This is a genomic window from Thermogemmatispora carboxidivorans, assembly GCF_000702505.1.
In the GTDB taxonomy this organism is placed as follows: Bacteria; Chloroflexota; Ktedonobacteria; order Ktedonobacterales; family Ktedonobacteraceae; genus Thermogemmatispora; species Thermogemmatispora carboxidivorans.
Window position 1 is genome coordinate 1723612 of the sequence record NZ_JNIM01000001.1, and the last position, 17016, is coordinate 1740627.

General features: G+C 59.9%; 10 protein-coding genes. 4 read left to right on the top strand and 6 right to left on the bottom strand.

The features are described 5' to 3' along the window. The first annotated feature begins 34 nt into the window (after window positions 1-34). The 4 genes from N688_RS06840 (at window position 35) to N688_RS23730 (ending at window position 9526) form a co-directional block, all read left to right on the top strand. Entirely contained in the window at window positions 35-1894 is a 1860-nt protein-coding gene (locus tag N688_RS06840; RefSeq protein ID WP_052888585.1) for a phospholipid carrier-dependent glycosyltransferase, read from the top strand. 317 nt (window positions 1895-2211) lie between these two features. Further along, on the top strand, window positions 2212-4593 hold the full coding sequence (locus tag N688_RS06850; RefSeq protein WP_052888587.1) for a DUF2298 domain-containing protein: 2382 nt from the start codon (window positions 2212-2214) through the stop codon (window positions 4591-4593). Window positions 4594-4639: 46 nt separating this feature from the next. Then, the gene (locus N688_RS06855; protein ID WP_052888588.1) at window positions 4640-6994 is read left to right on the top strand and encodes a flippase activity-associated protein Agl23; all 2355 of its coding nucleotides are present in this window, start codon (window positions 4640-4642) and stop codon (window positions 6992-6994) included. A gap of 222 nt (window positions 6995-7216) precedes the next feature. Beyond that, window positions 7217-9526, top strand: coding sequence for a flippase activity-associated protein Agl23 (locus N688_RS23730; RefSeq protein WP_162179509.1), 2310 nt, complete (start codon window positions 7217-7219; stop codon window positions 9524-9526). A gap of 136 nt (window positions 9527-9662) precedes the next feature. Here the strand turns inward: N688_RS23730 and N688_RS06865 are convergent, their stop codons facing one another. The 6 genes from N688_RS06865 to N688_RS06890 all read right to left on the bottom strand — a co-directional run bounded on the left by N688_RS06865 (window position 9663) and on the right by N688_RS06890 (window position 16912). Next, a complete protein-coding gene (locus N688_RS06865) occupies window positions 9663-10544 on the bottom strand; it encodes an electron transfer flavoprotein subunit beta/FixA family protein (RefSeq protein WP_052888590.1) in 882 nt (293 codons plus the stop codon). Window positions 10545-10600: 56 nt separating this feature from the next. Next, a complete protein-coding gene (locus N688_RS06870; RefSeq protein ID WP_052888591.1) occupies window positions 10601-10903 on the bottom strand; it encodes a ferredoxin family protein in 303 nt (100 codons plus the stop codon). Window positions 10904-10980: 77 nt separating this feature from the next. After that, entirely contained in the window at window positions 10981-12291 is a 1311-nt protein-coding gene (locus N688_RS06875; protein WP_052888592.1) for an FAD-dependent oxidoreductase, read from the bottom strand. 246 nt (window positions 12292-12537) lie between these two features. Next, complete coding sequence (locus N688_RS06880) at window positions 12538-13485, bottom strand: quinone oxidoreductase family protein (RefSeq protein WP_052888593.1); 948 nt, start codon at window positions 13483-13485, stop codon at window positions 12538-12540. 173 nt (window positions 13486-13658) lie between these two features. Then, the gene (locus N688_RS06885; protein WP_162179510.1) at window positions 13659-14690 is read right to left on the bottom strand and encodes an electron transfer flavoprotein subunit alpha/FixB family protein; all 1032 of its coding nucleotides are present in this window, start codon (window positions 14688-14690) and stop codon (window positions 13659-13661) included. Window positions 14691-14752: 62 nt separating this feature from the next. Next, window positions 14753-16912 (bottom strand): glycoside hydrolase family 15 protein, encoded by a 2160-nt coding sequence (locus tag N688_RS06890; protein ID WP_052888595.1) that lies wholly within the window; start codon window positions 16910-16912, stop codon window positions 14753-14755. Window positions 16913-17016: the final 104 nt, after the last annotated feature.

The following is a 17016-nucleotide window of genomic DNA, read 5'->3' on the forward strand; positions in this document are numbered from 1 at the left end:
TATCTTTGCTAGAGAGAGACGACAGAGGCGCTCCGTGAAGCTTGTTATTCGCTGGCGTCCACTTGCGCTGATCGCCTTGACGGCACTTGGCTTAGCGCTCCGCCTCTATGGTCTGAATTGGGATGATGGGAATAGTTTCCATCCCGATGAGCGCGAGATTCTCTTTCACGTGGTGGCGATCGCTCGGCCCACCAGCTGGGCCCAGTTTCTGGACGCCGCTCACTCTCCTCTGAATCCACAGTTCTTTGCTTACGGCTCGTTCCCGATCTATTTGCTGGCTGCGGTGGGCGCGGTCTTGAAACCGTTCTTCCCCGCTCTGGCAAACTTTGCCACGCTCACGCTGTTGGGCCGGGTGATTTCGGCTCTCTTTGATAGTGGGACCATTGCGCTCACCGCTCTGCTGGCGCTCTTGTTGGTGGAGGACGGACAGCCTGGCCGGCCTCGCTCCTGGGCGGTGGCTCTGCTGACCGCGGCGTTGATGGTGTTTACTCCCCTCCAGTTACAGCTCTCACATTTTTACGCCGTCGATACCATTCTAGTCTTTTTCATCACTCTCACCATGCTGGCATGTGTAGCCCTGGTCAAGAGTGAGCATCCGCTCCGCTGGGCGCTCCTGGCCGGTGTGGGCTATGGTCTGGCGCTGGCGACCAAGTTTAGTGCGGCTCCCTTGATCGTGCCGCTGGTGCTGGCCTTTGGACTGCGTTGGTGGCGTCAAGGCTCCCTGCATGGCTGGGGACTGTTTGCTCTCTCGCTGGTGACGACTGGGCTGGTCTTCTTCGTGGCCATGCCCTATGCTTTTCTGGATGCGCAGGACTTTCTCCAGCAGGTCTCGTTTCAGGGAGACCTGGCCCGTGGCCTGATCGATCTGCCCTATGTGCGCCAGTTCGCTGGTACGATCCCCTATCTTTACGAGCTGCAGAATATGGTCCTGTGGGGCCAGGGCCTGACCTTGGGCCTGACCGCCCTGGCTGGCTTGCTCTGGCTCTGTTGGTATCTGCTCAGACACCGCCTGCTCTCTGCTTGGCTGGTTCCGCTCTCCTGGATCGCGATCTACGGAGCTATTACGGGCGGTTTCTACGTCAAGTTCATGCGCTATATGCTACCGCTCTATCCCTTCCTTGCCTTGCTTGCCGCGCTTCTGCTGCTGCAGCTTCAGGATTGGCTGGAGCGTTGGCTAGCGAGCAGCCGGACCCAGGTTCGGGATAAGGCTGGGATGAGTCACGGACGCCTGGCGAGAGCTGTCGGCTATGGGCTGATGGGCGTGGTTTTGGCTGGCACGATCTTTCAGGGGTTGGCTTTGTTGAATGTGTATAGCGAGCCAAATACGCGAGTAATGGCTTCGCGTTGGATCTATGCGCATCTGCCACCGGGCAGTGTGTTGACCTACGAGCAGTGGGATGATCCTTTGCCGGTGCCGGTGGATGGCCATGATCCCGGTCTCTATCGACAGGCAACCTATTTGAACGCTGCTGGCCAGTCTCAAACTGGGCTGGATCTCTACGGGGATGACACACCACAGAAAGCCTGTACCCTGGCCAGGCTCTTGCCGACGATCGATGCGATTACGATGCCTACTGATCGCCTCGACAAGTCGATCCCGCGTTTGCCTGCACGCTATCCGCTCACGATTCGCTACTATCAGCTCCTGTTTAGTGGACAACTAGGCTTCCGCCTGGCTGCTGAGTTTGTGGTGCGTCCGCATCTCTTTGGTATTACGCTCGACGACAGCGGAGCCGATGAGAGTTATTCGGTGTTTGATCATCCGGTCGCTCGCATCTTTGTGCGTGATACTCCCTATCCTTATACGCCGCAACAGCTCTTTGAGAAGCTCGTGGCTGGCGTTCACTGGCCCCAGCCCGTCAGTTCGCTGAGCTGTGCCTTCTCGACACCTTAGTCAGCGTCAGGTTCTCTATCCTCCCAGGGTGAGGCCACTTGCGGGACAGAATGGATGCTAGATTCGTTGATAATTGGAGACAGTGGAAAGTACTGAGGAGCGCGCTGGCTCCAAACTGGTCGCTGGCTCAGATATGCTGCTGGCTGCTTGCTGTATCCAGGTTTGCGGCTCTGTGGCTTGCGGGTGTTCTGATCTGGCGGGCTATCTGTGGGCGGCCTCGGTGATGCTCTGCCGCCAGGTGGCGCCTGCCTGCAAGTGGCTGTGGCGGGGTGGTTCAGGAGCTGAGAAATCTATGGTGGTACTGATCGAGTATTCCTATGCTTGACTTGCTCTTGATGTGGGCGTTGGTGGAGCTGCTGGGTCTGCTCTGCCTGCCGCTGACTGTGACGGTCTTGCGCAATCTCCCTGACCGTGGCTGGGCCTTTAGCAAGGCCCTGGCGCTAGCGCTCTTCGCTTTCTGTGTCTGGCTGCCTTTGATGTGCGTCCAGTCCTGGCCCTTCAGCCGCGCTTTTATCGCCGGGATCTTCGTGGCCCTGCTGATCTCTGCTCTTGCGGGCCTGTTGCTGATGCGCGCGACGCTCTTGAAGCTGCTGCGCGCGAACGTGGTCTATCTGGTCAGTTGCGAGCTGGTCTTTCTGGGCATGGTCTTTTTGCTCGGGTGGATTCGCTCCTATGGCCCTGATATTCGCGGCTTTGAGATGTTTATGGATGAGGGCTTTATTGCTGCAATTATGCGTAGCCCTCATCTGCCGCCAAACGATATGTGGTACGCTGGCTACCCGATCAATTACTACTACTACGCTCACTTTACGATCGTGGTACTGGCAAAGCTGCTAGGGCAATCTCCATCTATCGCTTTTAATACAGGGATCTGTGTCTTCTTTGGGCTGACGGCGGTGAATCTCTTCGGGGTGACCTGCAATGTCATCGCCTGGGCCAGGCATGTCCGCGCTGCTGGCTCGCCCCCTGATGATGGAAGCGCTGAGGCTCCTGCTCAGACTTTCCCGCGCTTGACGGCAGCTATCCCGTACGGACTGCTGACCATGGCGCTCGGCCTGGTACTGGGCAATCTGGCGGCGACGCAGCAGTGGTGGCGTGATCATGGCGACCTCAGTCAGTTCGATTGGTTTGCCCCCTCGCGGGTCGTTGATAAGACGATCAATGAATTCCCCGCTTTCAGCTTTCTGCTCTCCTGTTTCCATGCCCATGTGCTGGCTCTAGCGTTCACGATTCTGGCGATCGCTTTGGCTTTCAATCTCTTCCTGGAACGTGAGGGGTTGGGGATCTTCATCTTCGGACGCGGCTGGCGTTTGCCGCTGACCCTGGGTGCAACGGCGCTGGTCATCGGGGCCCTCTTCACGATGAATGGCTGGGATTATCCAACCTACCTGGGCCTGACTCTGGTCTGTATTGCCCTACAGCAATGGTTGGTTCATGGGCGTCGCTTCCGCGGGGCACTCCTGGTGGATGTTGCTGCAGCAGCGGTTCCGCTGATTATTCTCTCGCTGGCTTTCTATTTGCCTTTCTATTTGAGCTTTGTGTCGCCATCTCAGGGAATCGGGGTGGTTGGTCCTGCTGATCGCTCGTCCCCTGGCCAGGAGATTCTGATCTATGGCCTGTTCGCTTTCGTCTTTCTCTCTCTGCTGGTGGCGAGCGTAGCCAGGTTGCCTGCCTTTGCTGAGGAGGAGGCTGCTGCGGAGAAAGAGGAGGCCTCGGCGGCTTCTGCTCCCGGTTGGCTCAGGTGGTTGGTGCGCTTCAGCGCTCAGTGGTTGAGCTTCTGGGTGATTGCTCTGCTGGGCCTGCTGACGCTGCTTCTGATGCGCAATAGCGGTACCTTTGTGGCGGCAGGCGCTCTGGCGGCAGTGGGGGCTGTTCTGGTGCTCTCTCACTTGCGCGATAGGGCCTTGGCTTTTACCCTGCTGCTTGGCTCGCTCGCTTTTGCTCTGGTGGCCGGCTGTGAGGTGTTCTATCTGCGCGATGTCTTTGCCGATAGCTACCCACGCATGAATACGGTCTTTAAGTTTTATTTCCAGTCGTGGGCTCAGCTCTCGATTGCCTGTGGGGCTGCTCTCTTCTTTATCCTGGAGGCCCTGCGCCCTGGGGAGATGGTGGCGCCGCTGCAGCGCCTGCTCTCGGAGGGCTTGCAGGTGGTGTGGACAGCGGCTCTTTGCCTCTTATTGCTGGCTGGAGCGGTCTATCCGGTGGCCGGAAGCTATGCCCGCACGGATCATTTCGCCCAACGGGGCAATAGCCTGGATGGGCTGACCTATCTTTCTCAGACCGATCCCGGCGATTATGCGGCGATTCGCTGGCTCAATACTCATGTCGATGGCGACCCGGTCATTGTGGAGGCGGTTGGCCCGGACTATAGCGACTACGCTCGCGTCTCGGCCTTTACTGGCTTGCCGACCATTATGGGCTGGGTTGGCCATGAGTATCAGTGGCGGGTGAATTGGTTGAATAATCTGGCCTATGCCGCCGACTTTAATCGGCGAGCCAGCGATGTGGCAACAATCTATACCAGTCCTCAAGCCAACGTGGTCCGCTCGCTGCTGACGCTTTATCATGCGACGTATGTCTATGTGGGACCGCTGGAGTTGGCGAAGTATCAGACGATCAATCTTGGCCATTTCCCTTCGTTCTTACAGGTAGTCTACTCCGCTGAGGGTGTGACAATCTATAAGGTTGCGCAGTCATAGGTGTGACCTCCGCTCTTCCGGTGAAGGTTGTATGAGGAGTTGGGCCTTGAATTTGAAGAGATTTGAGCATCAGCCTGTAGAGAGTCAGTCGGATCAGAGCGAGCTGCTAGCTGGAGCGGTTACTGAGCAGACGGCCTCGCTTGAGCAGGAGAGGAGTGTTGCTCAGGCTAGACACTGGCCTCCCGGACGGACTCTACGCCATCGAAGGCCGTCCCGCAGCCAGGTTCTGGAGTGGGTGGCGTATGGGGTGGTGTTGGTGGTGGCGGCTGTGCTGCGCTTCTGGGACCTGGGAGTCCGTCCGTTGCACCACGATGAGAGTCTCCACGCCTACTTCTCCCTTCAGCTGTCGCTCAATATTTTGAGCTACCATTACGATCCGCTGTTGCATGGGCCATTTCAGTTTCATGCGATGGCGTTGGTCTACAAGCTGGCGCAGCTGGTGGGAGTGCCCGATCATGGGGTGAATACGACGACGGTCCGCTTGCTGGCGGCGACGCTGGGAACGGTGCTGGTAGGGCTGCCGTATCTGCTGAGGCGCTCGCTAGGGCGGGTGGCGGCCTGGCTGGCGACGGTACTGCTGGCGGTGTCGCCGAGCCTGGTGTACTACTCGCGGTTTGCGCGCGAGGATATCTACATGGCCTGCTTCACGCTGCTGCTGGTGGTGGGACTGGTGAGGTATGTGCAGGAGAGAAAGCTGGGCTGGCTGTTAGTAGGGGTGCTGGGTCTGGCGTTGTCGTATGCGACGAAGGAGGCGACGTTTTTGACCATCGCGGTGATGGGCAGTTATGGAGTGGGAGTGCTGATGTGGGAGCTGGGGAGTCGCTGGAAGCTGAGGGAGAGGGTCAAGGGAGAGCCGGGCTGGCTGCCGAGGACGTGGGCGCCGTTCCTGCTGCTCGCCTACGCCCTTGTCGGGGCTGTTCTGGCCAGATGGCTTCTGGGCTGGCTGCATAATCTTTCGCTCTATATTACTGCTCACCAGCAGGCTTCAGATGAATTTGTAGCTGTGCTGAAGGATGATACGGCGCTGGTGGTCCCCTGGCTGGGGGTGGCTTTGGGCCTGGTGGTGCTGGGGATCTTGCTGCGGGAGATCTTCCAGGGAGAGGCAGCAGTGAAGGCAGTCCGAGGGGGATGGCGTTTGCGGCTGGCGCAGTGGGTGGATGAGGAGAGGCAGCCGGTGCTGGCGACGCTGGTGAAGATGCCCTGGACGCACTGGTTTTTTGCGCTCCTGCTCTTCTGGGCCATCTTCCTGGTCCTCTTTACGGTCCTCTTCACCAATGTGCGGGCCGGCATTGGCGATGGCATCTGGGGAGGACTGTACTATTGGATCGAGCAGATTGCTGTCGCGCGAGGAGGGCAGCCGTGGTACTACTATCTGCTGCTGATCCCGCTCTATGAGCAGGTGGGGGTGATCTTTGGGATAGTGGGGCTGGTGCGTTGTGTGTTGAGGCCGACGCGGCTGCGGTTGTGGCTGGTGTACTGGTGTGTGGGGAACCTGGTATTGTATTCGTGGGCGGCGGAGAAGATGCCGTGGCTGACGATCCATATCACCTTGCCGTTGATGGTGCTGGCGGGGCTCGGTCTGGAGCCGGGGGTGAGCGTGGTGCTGAGCTGGCTGCAGGAGGGCTGGAGGCGCTGGCAGGTGGGGAGGGAGGCAGGAGGAGCACCCGAAGAGAGAGAGAGGGAGTGGAAGCCGAGGGAGGAGCTGGGGGGAAGGAAGCTGGGTTGGGGGCTGCTGACGGTGCTGGTGGGGTTCGTGTTGCTGGTGCCGACGGTGCACAATATGTACGAGGTGACATATGTTCACGAGGCGGATGCGCCGCATGAGATGCTGATTTATGTGCAGACGACGACGGATGTGGACAGGGTGATGGCCAAGATTGACGAGCTGGATCGCAAGCTGGATGGGGGGCGCCATCAGCTCGCCATCGGCGTCATGAACGATGCAATCTGGCCTTTTATCTGGTACCTGCGCGACTATCCCCATGCCTGCTATAATTACCCTGCAGATTGCCCTAATCCCAGTAGCTACCCGGTCATTATTGCCGGCGGTGATAATCTCTATCTGGCTGAGACCCAGTATGCTGATACGGCCACGCATACGGGTGACTATCTTTTCCATCAGTACCACATGCGCTCGTGGTGGGATGAAGGCTATAAACCGCCCCCATGTCTGCCGAGCAAGGCTAACAATAACTGTGCAGGACAGCAAACCTGGGGAGGAGTAGGGCCGCTACTGTGGCTCAGCTATGGAGACAATCCGCCGCCGGGGGCGCAATTCAATCCAGTACTGGCCGCTGAACGCATCTGGGCCTGGTGGTGGCAGCGTCAGCCCTTTGGGGCGACCGATGGTGCTTACGATATGGGCCTCTTTATTAAGAAGGGTTTGGGGGTTACTCCATAAGTGGCTATCACCCAGCAAGGGCCTTGAGTAGCGGGAGACAACGAGGCCTGACGCGGGAAAGGCTGAAATAGGCAGTACTAACTTTGACTCTACGCTGGAAGGAGACCTCACTTGGACTTGAAAGGAGAGCATGCGCGATCTCCTGCAGAGGAATACGCTGAGGCAACGTTATCTGAGCCTCAGCAGGTGCCCGTTGAGACTCAAGAGCAGGAGAATACGCCTGTGAGCACGCAAGAAGCTGTGCAGCCTGTCGAAGCAGGTCAGGATGACCAGCCTCTCTCTCAGGCTCATGGTGGTGCTGGCCGGGCAAAAGCCGTTAGCCGTGGGCAGATCCTGGAATGGGTAGCCTATGGGGTGGTGTTGGTGGTGGCGGCTGTGCTGCGCTTCTGGGACCTGGGAGTCCGTCCGTTGCACCACGATGAGAGTCTCCACGCCTACTTCTCCCTTCAGCTGATGAATCAGCTCGCGAACTGGGAGCATTGTTTCGCCTTCGGTGATTGCTACCACTACGATCCGCTGTTGCATGGGCCATTTCAGTTTCATGCGATGGCGTTGGTCTACAAGCTGGCGCAGCTGGTGGGAGTGCCCGATCATGGGGTGAATACGACGACGGTCCGCTTGCTGGCGGCGACGCTGGGAACGGTGCTGGTAGGGCTGCCGTATCTGCTGAGGCGCTCGCTAGGGCGGGTGGCGGCCTGGCTGGCGACGGTGCTGCTGGCGGTGTCGCCGAGCCTGGTGTACTACTCGCGGTTTGCGCGCGAGGATATCTACATGGCCTGCTTCACGCTGCTGCTGGTGGTGGGACTGGTGAGGTATGTGCAGGAGAGAAAGCTGGGCTGGCTGTTAGTAGGGGTGCTGGGTCTGGCGTTGTCGTATGCGACGAAGGAGGCGACGTTTTTGACCATCGCGGTGATGGGCAGTTATGGAGTGGGGATGCTGATGTGGGAGCTGGGGAGTCGCTGGAAGCTGAGGGAGAGGGTCAAGGGAGAGCCGGGCTGGCTGCCGAGGACGTGGGCGCCGTTCCTGCTGCTCGCCTACGCCCTTGTCGGTGGAGGGATGGCGCTCCTGCTCTTCCGCTGGCTGCATAATCTCTCGATCTACATTACAGCCCATCAACAGGTATCCGACGCCTTCGTGGCAGCGTTGAAGGATCGCACCGTGCAGGCGATTCCCTGGCTGGGCATCGCTTTGGGCCTGGTGGTGCTGGGGATCTTGCTGCGGGAGATCTTCCAGGGAGAGGCGGCAGTGGAGGCAGCTCGTCAACGGCAGCGGCGTGGTCTCGCGCGCTGGGTAGATGAGGAGAGGCAGCCGGTGCTGGCGACGCTGGTGAAGATGCCCTGGACGCACTGGTTTTTTGCGCTCCTGCTCTTCTGGGCCATCTTCCTGGTCCTCTTTACGGTCCTCTTCACCAATATCAGGGGCGGCATTGGCGATGGCATCTGGGCTGGTATCTACTACTGGCTTGAGCAACAGCAGGTCGCGCGAGGAGGGCAGCCGTGGTACTACTATCTGCTGCTGATCCCGCTCTATGAGCAGGTGGGGGTGATCTTTGGGATAGTGGGGCTGGTGCGTTGTGTGTTGAGGCCGACGCGGCTGCGGTTGTGGCTGGTGTACTGGTGTGTGGGGAACCTGGTATTGTATTCGTGGGCGGCGGAGAAGATGCCGTGGCTGACGATCCATATCACCTTGCCGTTGATGGTGCTGGCGGGGCTCGGTCTGGAGCCGGGGGTGAGCGTGGTGCTGAGCTGGCTGCAGGAGGGCTGGAGGCGCTGGCAGGTGGGGAGGGAGGCAGGAGGAGCACCCGAAGAGAGAGAGAGGGAGTGGAAGCCGAGGGAGGAGCTGGGGGGAAGGAAGCTGGGTTGGGGGCTGCTGACGGTGCTGGTGGGGTTCGTGTTGCTGGTGCCGACGGTGCACAATATGTACGAGGTGACATATGTTCACGAGGCGGATGCGCCGCATGAGATGCTGATTTATGTGCAGACGACGACGGATGTGGACAGGGTGATGGCCAAGATTGACGAGCTGGATCGCAAGCTGGATGGGGGGCGCCATCAGCTCGCCATCGGACTCACCGATGATGCGACCTGGCCGCTGATCTGGTACCTGCGTGACTATCCCAACGTCTGCCTGGAGTATCCCAATGGCTGCCCGGCCACAGCTAAAAACATTCCCGTGATCATTGCGGGGGGCGATAGTATCGCCAACGGCTTCCCACAGCAATACGCTGGTCCCAGTGGCGATTATCTCTATCATCAGTACCAGATGCGCTCGTGGTGGGATCAAGGTTACATGCCGCCCCCCTGCATTCCCAGCGCGAAGCAGCAATGTGGGCCGCCAGCTCCCTATGTTGGAGTAGGGCCGCTACTGTGGCTCAGCTATGGAGACAATCCGCCGCCGGGGGCGCAATTCAATCCAGTACTGGCCGCTGAACGCATCTGGGCCTGGTGGTGGCAGCGTCAGCCCATAGGGGAGGGCGCTGGCTCTTATCCGATGGCGCTTCTCATTCGTAAAGACCTGGGGGTCGCACCCTGAGCTGGCCCAAGTCCTGAGAATGAAGACAGACAACCCTCACTCCTGGCGGAGCACGTGCTCCGCCAGAACAGGGGGGTGATTCTGGTCACAGCTTGCTCGCTCTCTGCTCTAGATGAACAGGCAGTAGACAGCTTCTTCAGACAAAGCCTCGTTCCTTCAGAAAGCGCACCAATTCATGGGCCAGCTCTTCTGGCGGCCCCTCGAGCAGACGAGTCTGCCGTCGGGACGTGCCACCCGAGACAATCTCGCCAATGCGCTCAAAAGGACTTAACTGACTATCGGGAATAGCCAGGCGATGTGGACGCGGACGCGGTATACGCACCTCAATGATCGTTGCCTCCTCGGCCTCTACATCAGGGGCAAACTGAGGCAGACTCAGCGGGTCGCACACAGCGATCGTAGCCTGCAATGCCGCCAGATGCGCAGGCAACGAGGGATAGCGTGGCTCGTTAAGCGTCTCATGAACCGTCAGCAACAGGGGGGGCCTGGTCAGCAGCCGCTCGCGATAGCCACGTTCGAGACGGCGAGTGACTCGTAGAAGGAGCTGGCCTGAAGGGTCTGGCAGTGCTTCCAGCCCGATCACACCTGTAATTTGGGGCAAACCCAGGTAGGCGGCCAGCGCTGGCCCCACTGTTCCAGAGGCCCAGTCGCTGCTCTGTTCCCCGCAGAAGATCAGGTCAGGCAAGGAAGAAGAGTCAGCGTGCAAGCGGGCTGCCAGGGCGGCTGCAATCGTCAACGGGCCCCAATCGACGGCGCTCGGGTGCCAGAGGCGTTCGACGGTATCGGCCCCCATCGCTAAAGCGACGCGCAGCACCTCATCGCTCTCGTCTGGTCCCAGCGTGAGCGCGAAAAGCGAGCCGCCTCGTTGCTCTTTCAAACGCAGAGCTGCCTCCAGCGCACAAGCATCAGCGGCATTCAACGTCTGAACGAAGCGCTCCCTATCCACCTCGCCGCTGACGGGATCAACATAGACAGAACTACAGTCAGGAGCCTGCTTCAAGCAGACAGCGATGCGCATGGCCTCTCCTTTATTTGTGACCCTTTCCGCCGAAAAAGCCTGAACCAGAGAGCCTCTTATGAGGCGCGAAAACTCACGCCCCAGCCTCCGCGGGGATAATCCCACTCGATAGCTTTACGTTCGCAGGCCACATAGCATGTCCCACACTCCAGGCAATGCTCGTAGGAAAAATGCATCTCACCCCCAAGAATCTCGAACAGCCCAGCCGGACAGACATAAACACAGGGAGTCAGATCACAGCCCCGGCAGGCCTCCGTATGAACGCGAATGTGTGGCCGCTTATCGACCTTGAAACGCACCAGTTCCAGCCGCTCTTCGATAGGCTGTGTCGCCACTGGCTCAGATGCTAGCTCTTGCATAGTTGCATCTACTCCATGCACTCCTCAAGCGCACTCGCAAAAAAAGCAGGACGGGCAAAGCGCACCTGACTGCTCGCTCAAAAGAAGAGCGCGCGGCCTGCCTGCCACCCATCGCGCAGGAGCGTCCACAGAGAGACCTTGCTGCGCAGCGTTGTCAGAATCGTGGACCCCAGCTTCTTGCGCGGCCTGCCCTCCGAGCGAAAGACCTGTTCAGCTGCCTGACATAGTAATTCAGGATAAATATTCTGCAAGCGTTCGTTATTGACAAAGGCGGGAGTCAGGCGAAAGCGTTGCAGATCCTGCAACACAAAAGACTGCTCCAGGCGTTTCCGATAGCCTGCAAGAGTCGCTGCAGAAAAGTCGCCCTTCTGGTGAGCCTCCAGGGCCGTTTCTGCGGCGGCCAGGCCGGAAGCCACAGCGAAATTCATACCTTCCAGAAAGATGCCGGCGGCAAAGACCAAAGCTGCGGCATCGCCAGCCACCAGCAGGCCGGCACGTGCCAGGCGAGGGACAAGCTGCCAGCCTCCTTCGGGAATCATATGGGCCGAGTACTCCAGTGTTAAGCCATCGCGCACCAGAGGGGCGACTGCTGGATGCTGCTTGAAGCGATCGAGCAGCTCATAGGGTCTGATCCGCTGTTGGGCCAGAGAGGCGATCTGGACGATGATCCCGAGCGAGAGCGTTTCACGATTGGTATAGAGAAAGGCCCCGCCTTTGATGGGGCCTGTGGCCTCGCCCACGTACTCGCTGGCCATTCCCTCATCGCCCGTCAGATGAAAACGCTCCTCGATGGTCCGTGTTCCCAGACGGAGCACCTCCTTAACGCCCAGGCTCATCTCTTCAGCGGAGAACTCCCGTTGCAAGCCAGCTTTTTTGGCCAGGAAGGAATTGGCGCCGTCAGCTGCAATGACCACAGGAGCATAGAGGGCACCGTTGTCGCGTCGGCATTGAACCCCGATGACGCGCGCTCCCTCGTAGAGCAAATCATCGACCACTGTCGAAGTAATGAGCAGCGCGCCAGCCTCGACAGCCTTGCCGGCCAACCAGCGGTCAAACTTGGGGCGCAGGACTGTCACCCCATTGTAAGGGGGAAGCGCGAAATGACGAGTGTGGAAGTCGAGCGAAAAGGCGGATTCCTTCCCCAGGAAAGTCAAGACTCGGCGCGTGATATAGCGCTCGAAAGGAGCCTCATCCCAGAAAGAGGGGAGTAGTTCGGCCAGCAGGCCAGGCGCATAGAAGACTGCCCCAGAGACATTCTTAGCGCCGGGATACTCGCCACGCTCGATCAGGGCCACGCGCAAACCGGCGCGTGCCAGCACCAGCGCTGCACTGCTGCCCGCCGGCCCGGCCCCTACAACAATCGCATCAAACTGCTGCTGCGCATGCATCGCTTCGTCTCAGCTTTCGTTGTCACACTGTACTGCTGTACTGCCTGTACCGCTGCTTCGCGATCAGCGTGTGCCAGCCTGGCCGGGCGGGTCTGGCATCAGAGCGTGCTCCTCTGCCGCCTTCGCTGCCGATAGCCACAATGCTAGCCGCTGTCCCAAAGGCTCTGAGCTGAGATCCTGGAGGGAGGGCCGATCTGGTCCAGACCGGCTTCCCTCCGCGCCTTTTTCCCGGCTACGGATAACAGCTCAGGCATGCAGAAGGACAATCTTGCCTGTGACCTCGCCTGTTGCCAACAACCGATGGGCTTCGGCCACCTCGGTGATCGGCATGACACGCGCTATGATCGGTGAGACTGCCTTCTCTGCAATCAGTTGCAGAATGCGCTGCTCATTGGCAGGAGAGGTGCGCAAAGTGCCGCCGCCAATGACCTTCACTCGCTTGAGGCGCCAGGACTGCGTGTCAACGGTCGAGTGCTGGCCGCCCAGGTTACCGATGAGCACGACACGCCCATCGTTCACACAGGCATCGATGCTGTCCTGTAGAGTAGTACCGACTAATTCAATGACCAGGTTGACGCCGTGGGCGTTGCGCACAACTTGACCGACCTTTTCCTCACGATAGTTGACAATCATGTCGGCCCCAAGGCGGCGCAGCGTCTCAGACTTCTCCGTGTTACTGGCTGTCGTGGTGACCCAGGCGCCAACGTGCCTGGCAAACTGGATGGCCCAGGTTCCAACTCCACTGGCGCCCGCCCAGACGAGCACGCGCTCACCTGCCTTGAGATTGCCCAGATCAAACAGCGCAGCCCAGGCCGTCGAAGCTGCCAGACCAGCCGCTGCCGCCTGCTCGAAAGAAACATTATCGGGAATACGTACCAGGTGAGAGGCAGGCACCGCGATCCGGCTGGCATAACCGCCCCCACCACGTGCCTCCGGCGCCCGCGTGGTGAGCACGCGCTCGCCTGCCTTGAAGCCATTGCTCTCCTCAACCACGACACCCGCCGCCTCTAGACCTGGCGTGTAAGGCAAGCCAGGCACCGGCCTGCTGCCAGCCCGCTGAAAGAGATCCAGACGATTGACGGTCGTCACTTTTACGTCAACGAGCACTTCGTCTGCTGCGGGAACAGGCTCCGGGACCTCGCGCAGTTCCAAAACTTCGGGCCCGCCGTAACGAGCAAACTGCACAGCTTTCATGGCGATGTCTTTTGCTCCTCGCTTCTCATGAATTGTCAGGATGTGTTGCTCCTGGCTTGATATATTGTATCCATTCCGTCTGGCGGCTGGCAAAGCCAGGAAGAAGACTATTGCCATCGATCAAGCAGCCAGCCCAATCGCCATAGATCCAAGTAGCAGGACGGAGGAAGCGCTTAGACCCCTACCGACTCTTCCTGCAGGAGCTGCATGGCGTGGCGCAAAATCTCTCTGGCATCGCCCAAAAGCCCGAGATCGGCCAGGGCAAAGATCGGCGCATTGCGATCGGGATTGATGGCCACAACGGTCTGAGCCTCCCGAATGCCGCTGGTGTGTTGGGCTGCACCCGAAATACCGCAGGCGATGTACAGCCTTGGACTGACACTTTTGCCGGTCGCGCCGATCTGGCGCTCTGGCTCAACCCAACCACGATCGGTGGCCACGCGACTGGCCCCCACGGCGGCACCTAGCAGACGGGCAAAGGCGGCCAGCTCGGCAAAGCCCTCGCGACCAACACCCCGACCGCCAGCGACAATCTTCTCGGCAGCTTCTAGCTCTACTTCCTCCGCTGAGGGGGCCTCGATCCCAAGGTGCTGCAGAGACGGGTTCCGCTCCTCGAAGGCAAGCGAAGGCTGGTAGGTGATCACCTCTGGCATGGGCAGCCCTACTGCTGGAGAGCCGGTCATCGGCGGTGTCCCTCGCGTGCCTGGCGCGAAGGTCACCAGAGCCGGCTGTCTCCCCAGCCGAGTACGCGTCTGGACGTACGCCCGCCCTCCATACAGGGCTCGCAGTGCCAGCAAGGCCTCCTGCTCCAGAGCAAAACGCAGGCAGCGCGCCACAAAAGGCAGCCCAAGCTGCGCTGCCAGGCGCGGGGCCCAGTCCTGGCCATTGACAGTGGCGCTGGTCACGATCAACGCCGGCGTGCGCTCCCGGATCAGCCAGCTCAGCGCTGCAACATAGCCCTCGGTTGTGTAACGTCCCAGTGCTGGATGCTCCAGCACATACAAGCGTTCGGGCACAACAGCCTTGAAAAATGGCACTGTGCTCTTCTCTACAGGGGAAGAAAGAGGAGCGCGTAGCTGCACCGCACAAAGCTGCAGTTGGCCAGGATATTGCGCGGCAACCTCCTTTGCCTCTGCCAGCACCTCCTGATTGTACTCAGGAGGCAGGCCCTCTTGTTCCTGTAGCACGACCCAAAGTTCGGCCACACTCTCACCTCGCATGAACACCGCATCGTCTGCAGCGTTGTTGATGAGACTCACTCGTTCTCTCAAGCCTCTCCAGGCGCAGGAGCCTGGAGCCGGCCCCTGGCTCTCAGCACCTGAGTGACCAGCACAAACATAGCATGGGACCAACCAAGGGGCATAATCCAGCAAGGCTGGCCATCCTGGCGACTGACTTGCTCGGCGAGCAGATCGAGGGGCGTGCGATGTTCAACGGCCCAACGATAGAGCTGCTCGGCTTCGGCAAGGTTTCCCGTCAGAGCCTCATACCAGGCCAGCCAGAGGGTGCAAAGTATCCAGGGGTTGCCCCCGCGATAGCTATCTCCCTGGTAACGTAGGATGCCACCGACAGGACTGCGCAGCCGCTCGGCAATAGCTCTGGCTGTGGCCTGCAGCCGGGGGTCAGTCGGACCAAAGACACCGCAGGGAACCGCCAGCCCCAGGATCGAGATATCGAGCGTTGGATCGCTACGGCGTGCGCGCCAGCGTCGACCCCGGATCGTAATCGCGACCTCATCGGCTGTCAGGGCTGTTGTTTCGTGGCCTTCCAGCGGAGCCACTTTCAAGCGCCCGCCGCGTAGGAAGTGTCCTGCGGCTTCGCTCCACAGATGCTGCTCAATGGCCTGCTTTAAGCGCGCAGCAGCTTCCTGCCACTGCTGCGCCTCGGCCTCTGTGCCTAAGAGCCTGGCAAGACGGGCCAGGGCGGCAAAACCGGCCCAGGTCGTGGCACAGGCATAGGTGCTGATACCGTCGAACTCCTCCCAGAGATCCTTCGTGATCGGCGCCAGACCCGTCTCCGGGTCCAGCTCGCGCAGCATATAGCTGCCGGCCTGTTTCAGTGCCGGCCAGACTGAGCGAGCGTACTCTACATCCCCAGTCAGATCTACATGCTGGCCCAGGGCCCAGACAAAGATACCGATCTCATCAAACTGAATCAGGCCCCAGGTTGGTGCCAGGTTCCCCTGGGTATCATAGCGCTGGTACCAGCAGCCAGAGGCCTCCTGCGTCCGTAAGGCCCAGTCAAAGAAGGCCCGGGCGCGCTCGTGCTCACCGGCCACATCGAGGGCATGGGCATTATAGGCCCCATCGCGTAGCCAGCACATCCCGTAGCCTCCACTAGAACGAAAAGTTGGGTCCATCTCTGGAGCTGCAAGAATAGCTCCCGTATCCCGATCGCTCAGCAAGTGCAGCACCATCAGCGAACGCTCGTAGAGTCGACTAATCTCATCGTTCACACTACTGAGCGTAAACCGCGCGCAGCGCTGTTGCCAATAGGTGAGCGTCTCCTCAAGCAACTGGCTGCTGTGGCCTCGCTGCTGGATCAGAGTGGTGCGCACTGCCTCCAAGGTACGACCGAAAGAGAGGAGCAGGGCACCGCTGCGGCTGGCCCCGGGAGGCAGCTCACCGAGATGATGCTGCAGAGCCGCTGCCACCTGACCGACGGCAAACTCCTGGCGGCTGTAGCGCTGCTCAGCGGCCATCTGGAAGGCCACATCGACGACTCCGGGGCGGCTCTGCTCGCAGGCAAAACCTGTCACGGGCCAATCGCTGCCCAGGGCCAGATAGCGATCAGCATGGAAGAACGTGAGCAGCTCCGTCTCAGGATCGTACCAGGCGCAGTTACCTGCCGGGCGCAGGTCGATGTCAATAGCAGCGTAGGTGACCAGGCCGCAGCGAAGCGTCTCCTGACCCTGATTAACCAGGCGCAGCTCAATTACCAGGAGATCGCGCTCAGGATGGACGGCGAGGCGTCGCTCAAGGGCCAGCCCAAGGTGGGGCTGCATCGAGCGAACGCTCACCACTGCGCTGGCTGGCAGATACCGCAGCTCGTGCGACCAACCTTCTTCAGCGAACCAGCTCACCTGCGGCGCTTGGCCTTCGCGCTCGACCTGTACTCCCTGGAGCAGAGAACGCACATGAGGGCCACCATCGATATGCGGATAAAAACATTGCACGGGGGTCGCGCTCTCATCCAGACAAACGAGCAAGTGGCCATTGCCAAGGAGCGCGCTATAGAGCCAGGCCAGGCTCAAGGCCCATTCTGGGGGAAGAGGAGGAACGCTTGCACGCCGGGTGGGCGGCTCCATCAGGTAGCTAGCATTGATGCCAGCGCTCAACTGAGCGGCCAGATCAGACGGAGATGACCCGGCAGCCTGGGTCTGCCTTCCCTGTTCTTCTAATGAAAAGGAAGAGCGCTCAACAGACATACCTACTCCACAAACAGCGTTTGGCCTTGGACCCACCGCTGGCTGAAGGCCAGGCTACTCGCCAGCAGGAGCCAGGAGGACGCTGAGTTCCTGGCGCCGCGCCC

Bases quoted from the DNA above. Each gene is read 5' to 3' on its own strand.
- N688_RS06865 (WP_052888590.1), bottom strand. From the start codon at position 10,544: ATGCGCATCGCTGTCTGCTTGAAGCAGGCTCCTGACTGTAGTTCTGTC.
- N688_RS06870 (WP_052888591.1), bottom strand. From the start codon at position 10,903: ATGCAAGAGCTAGCATCTGAGCCAGTGGCGACACAGCCTATCGAAGAG.
- N688_RS06850 (WP_052888587.1), top strand. From the start codon at position 2,212: ATGCTTGACTTGCTCTTGATGTGGGCGTTGGTGGAGCTGCTGGGTCTG.
- N688_RS06875 (WP_052888592.1), bottom strand. From the start codon at position 12,291: ATGCATGCGCAGCAGCAGTTTGATGCGATTGTTGTAGGGGCCGGGCCG.
- N688_RS06890 (WP_052888595.1), bottom strand. From the start codon at position 16,912: ATGTCTGTTGAGCGCTCTTCCTTTTCATTAGAAGAACAGGGAAGGCAG.
- N688_RS06880 (WP_052888593.1), bottom strand. From the start codon at position 13,485: ATGAAAGCTGTGCAGTTTGCTCGTTACGGCGGGCCCGAAGTTTTGGAA.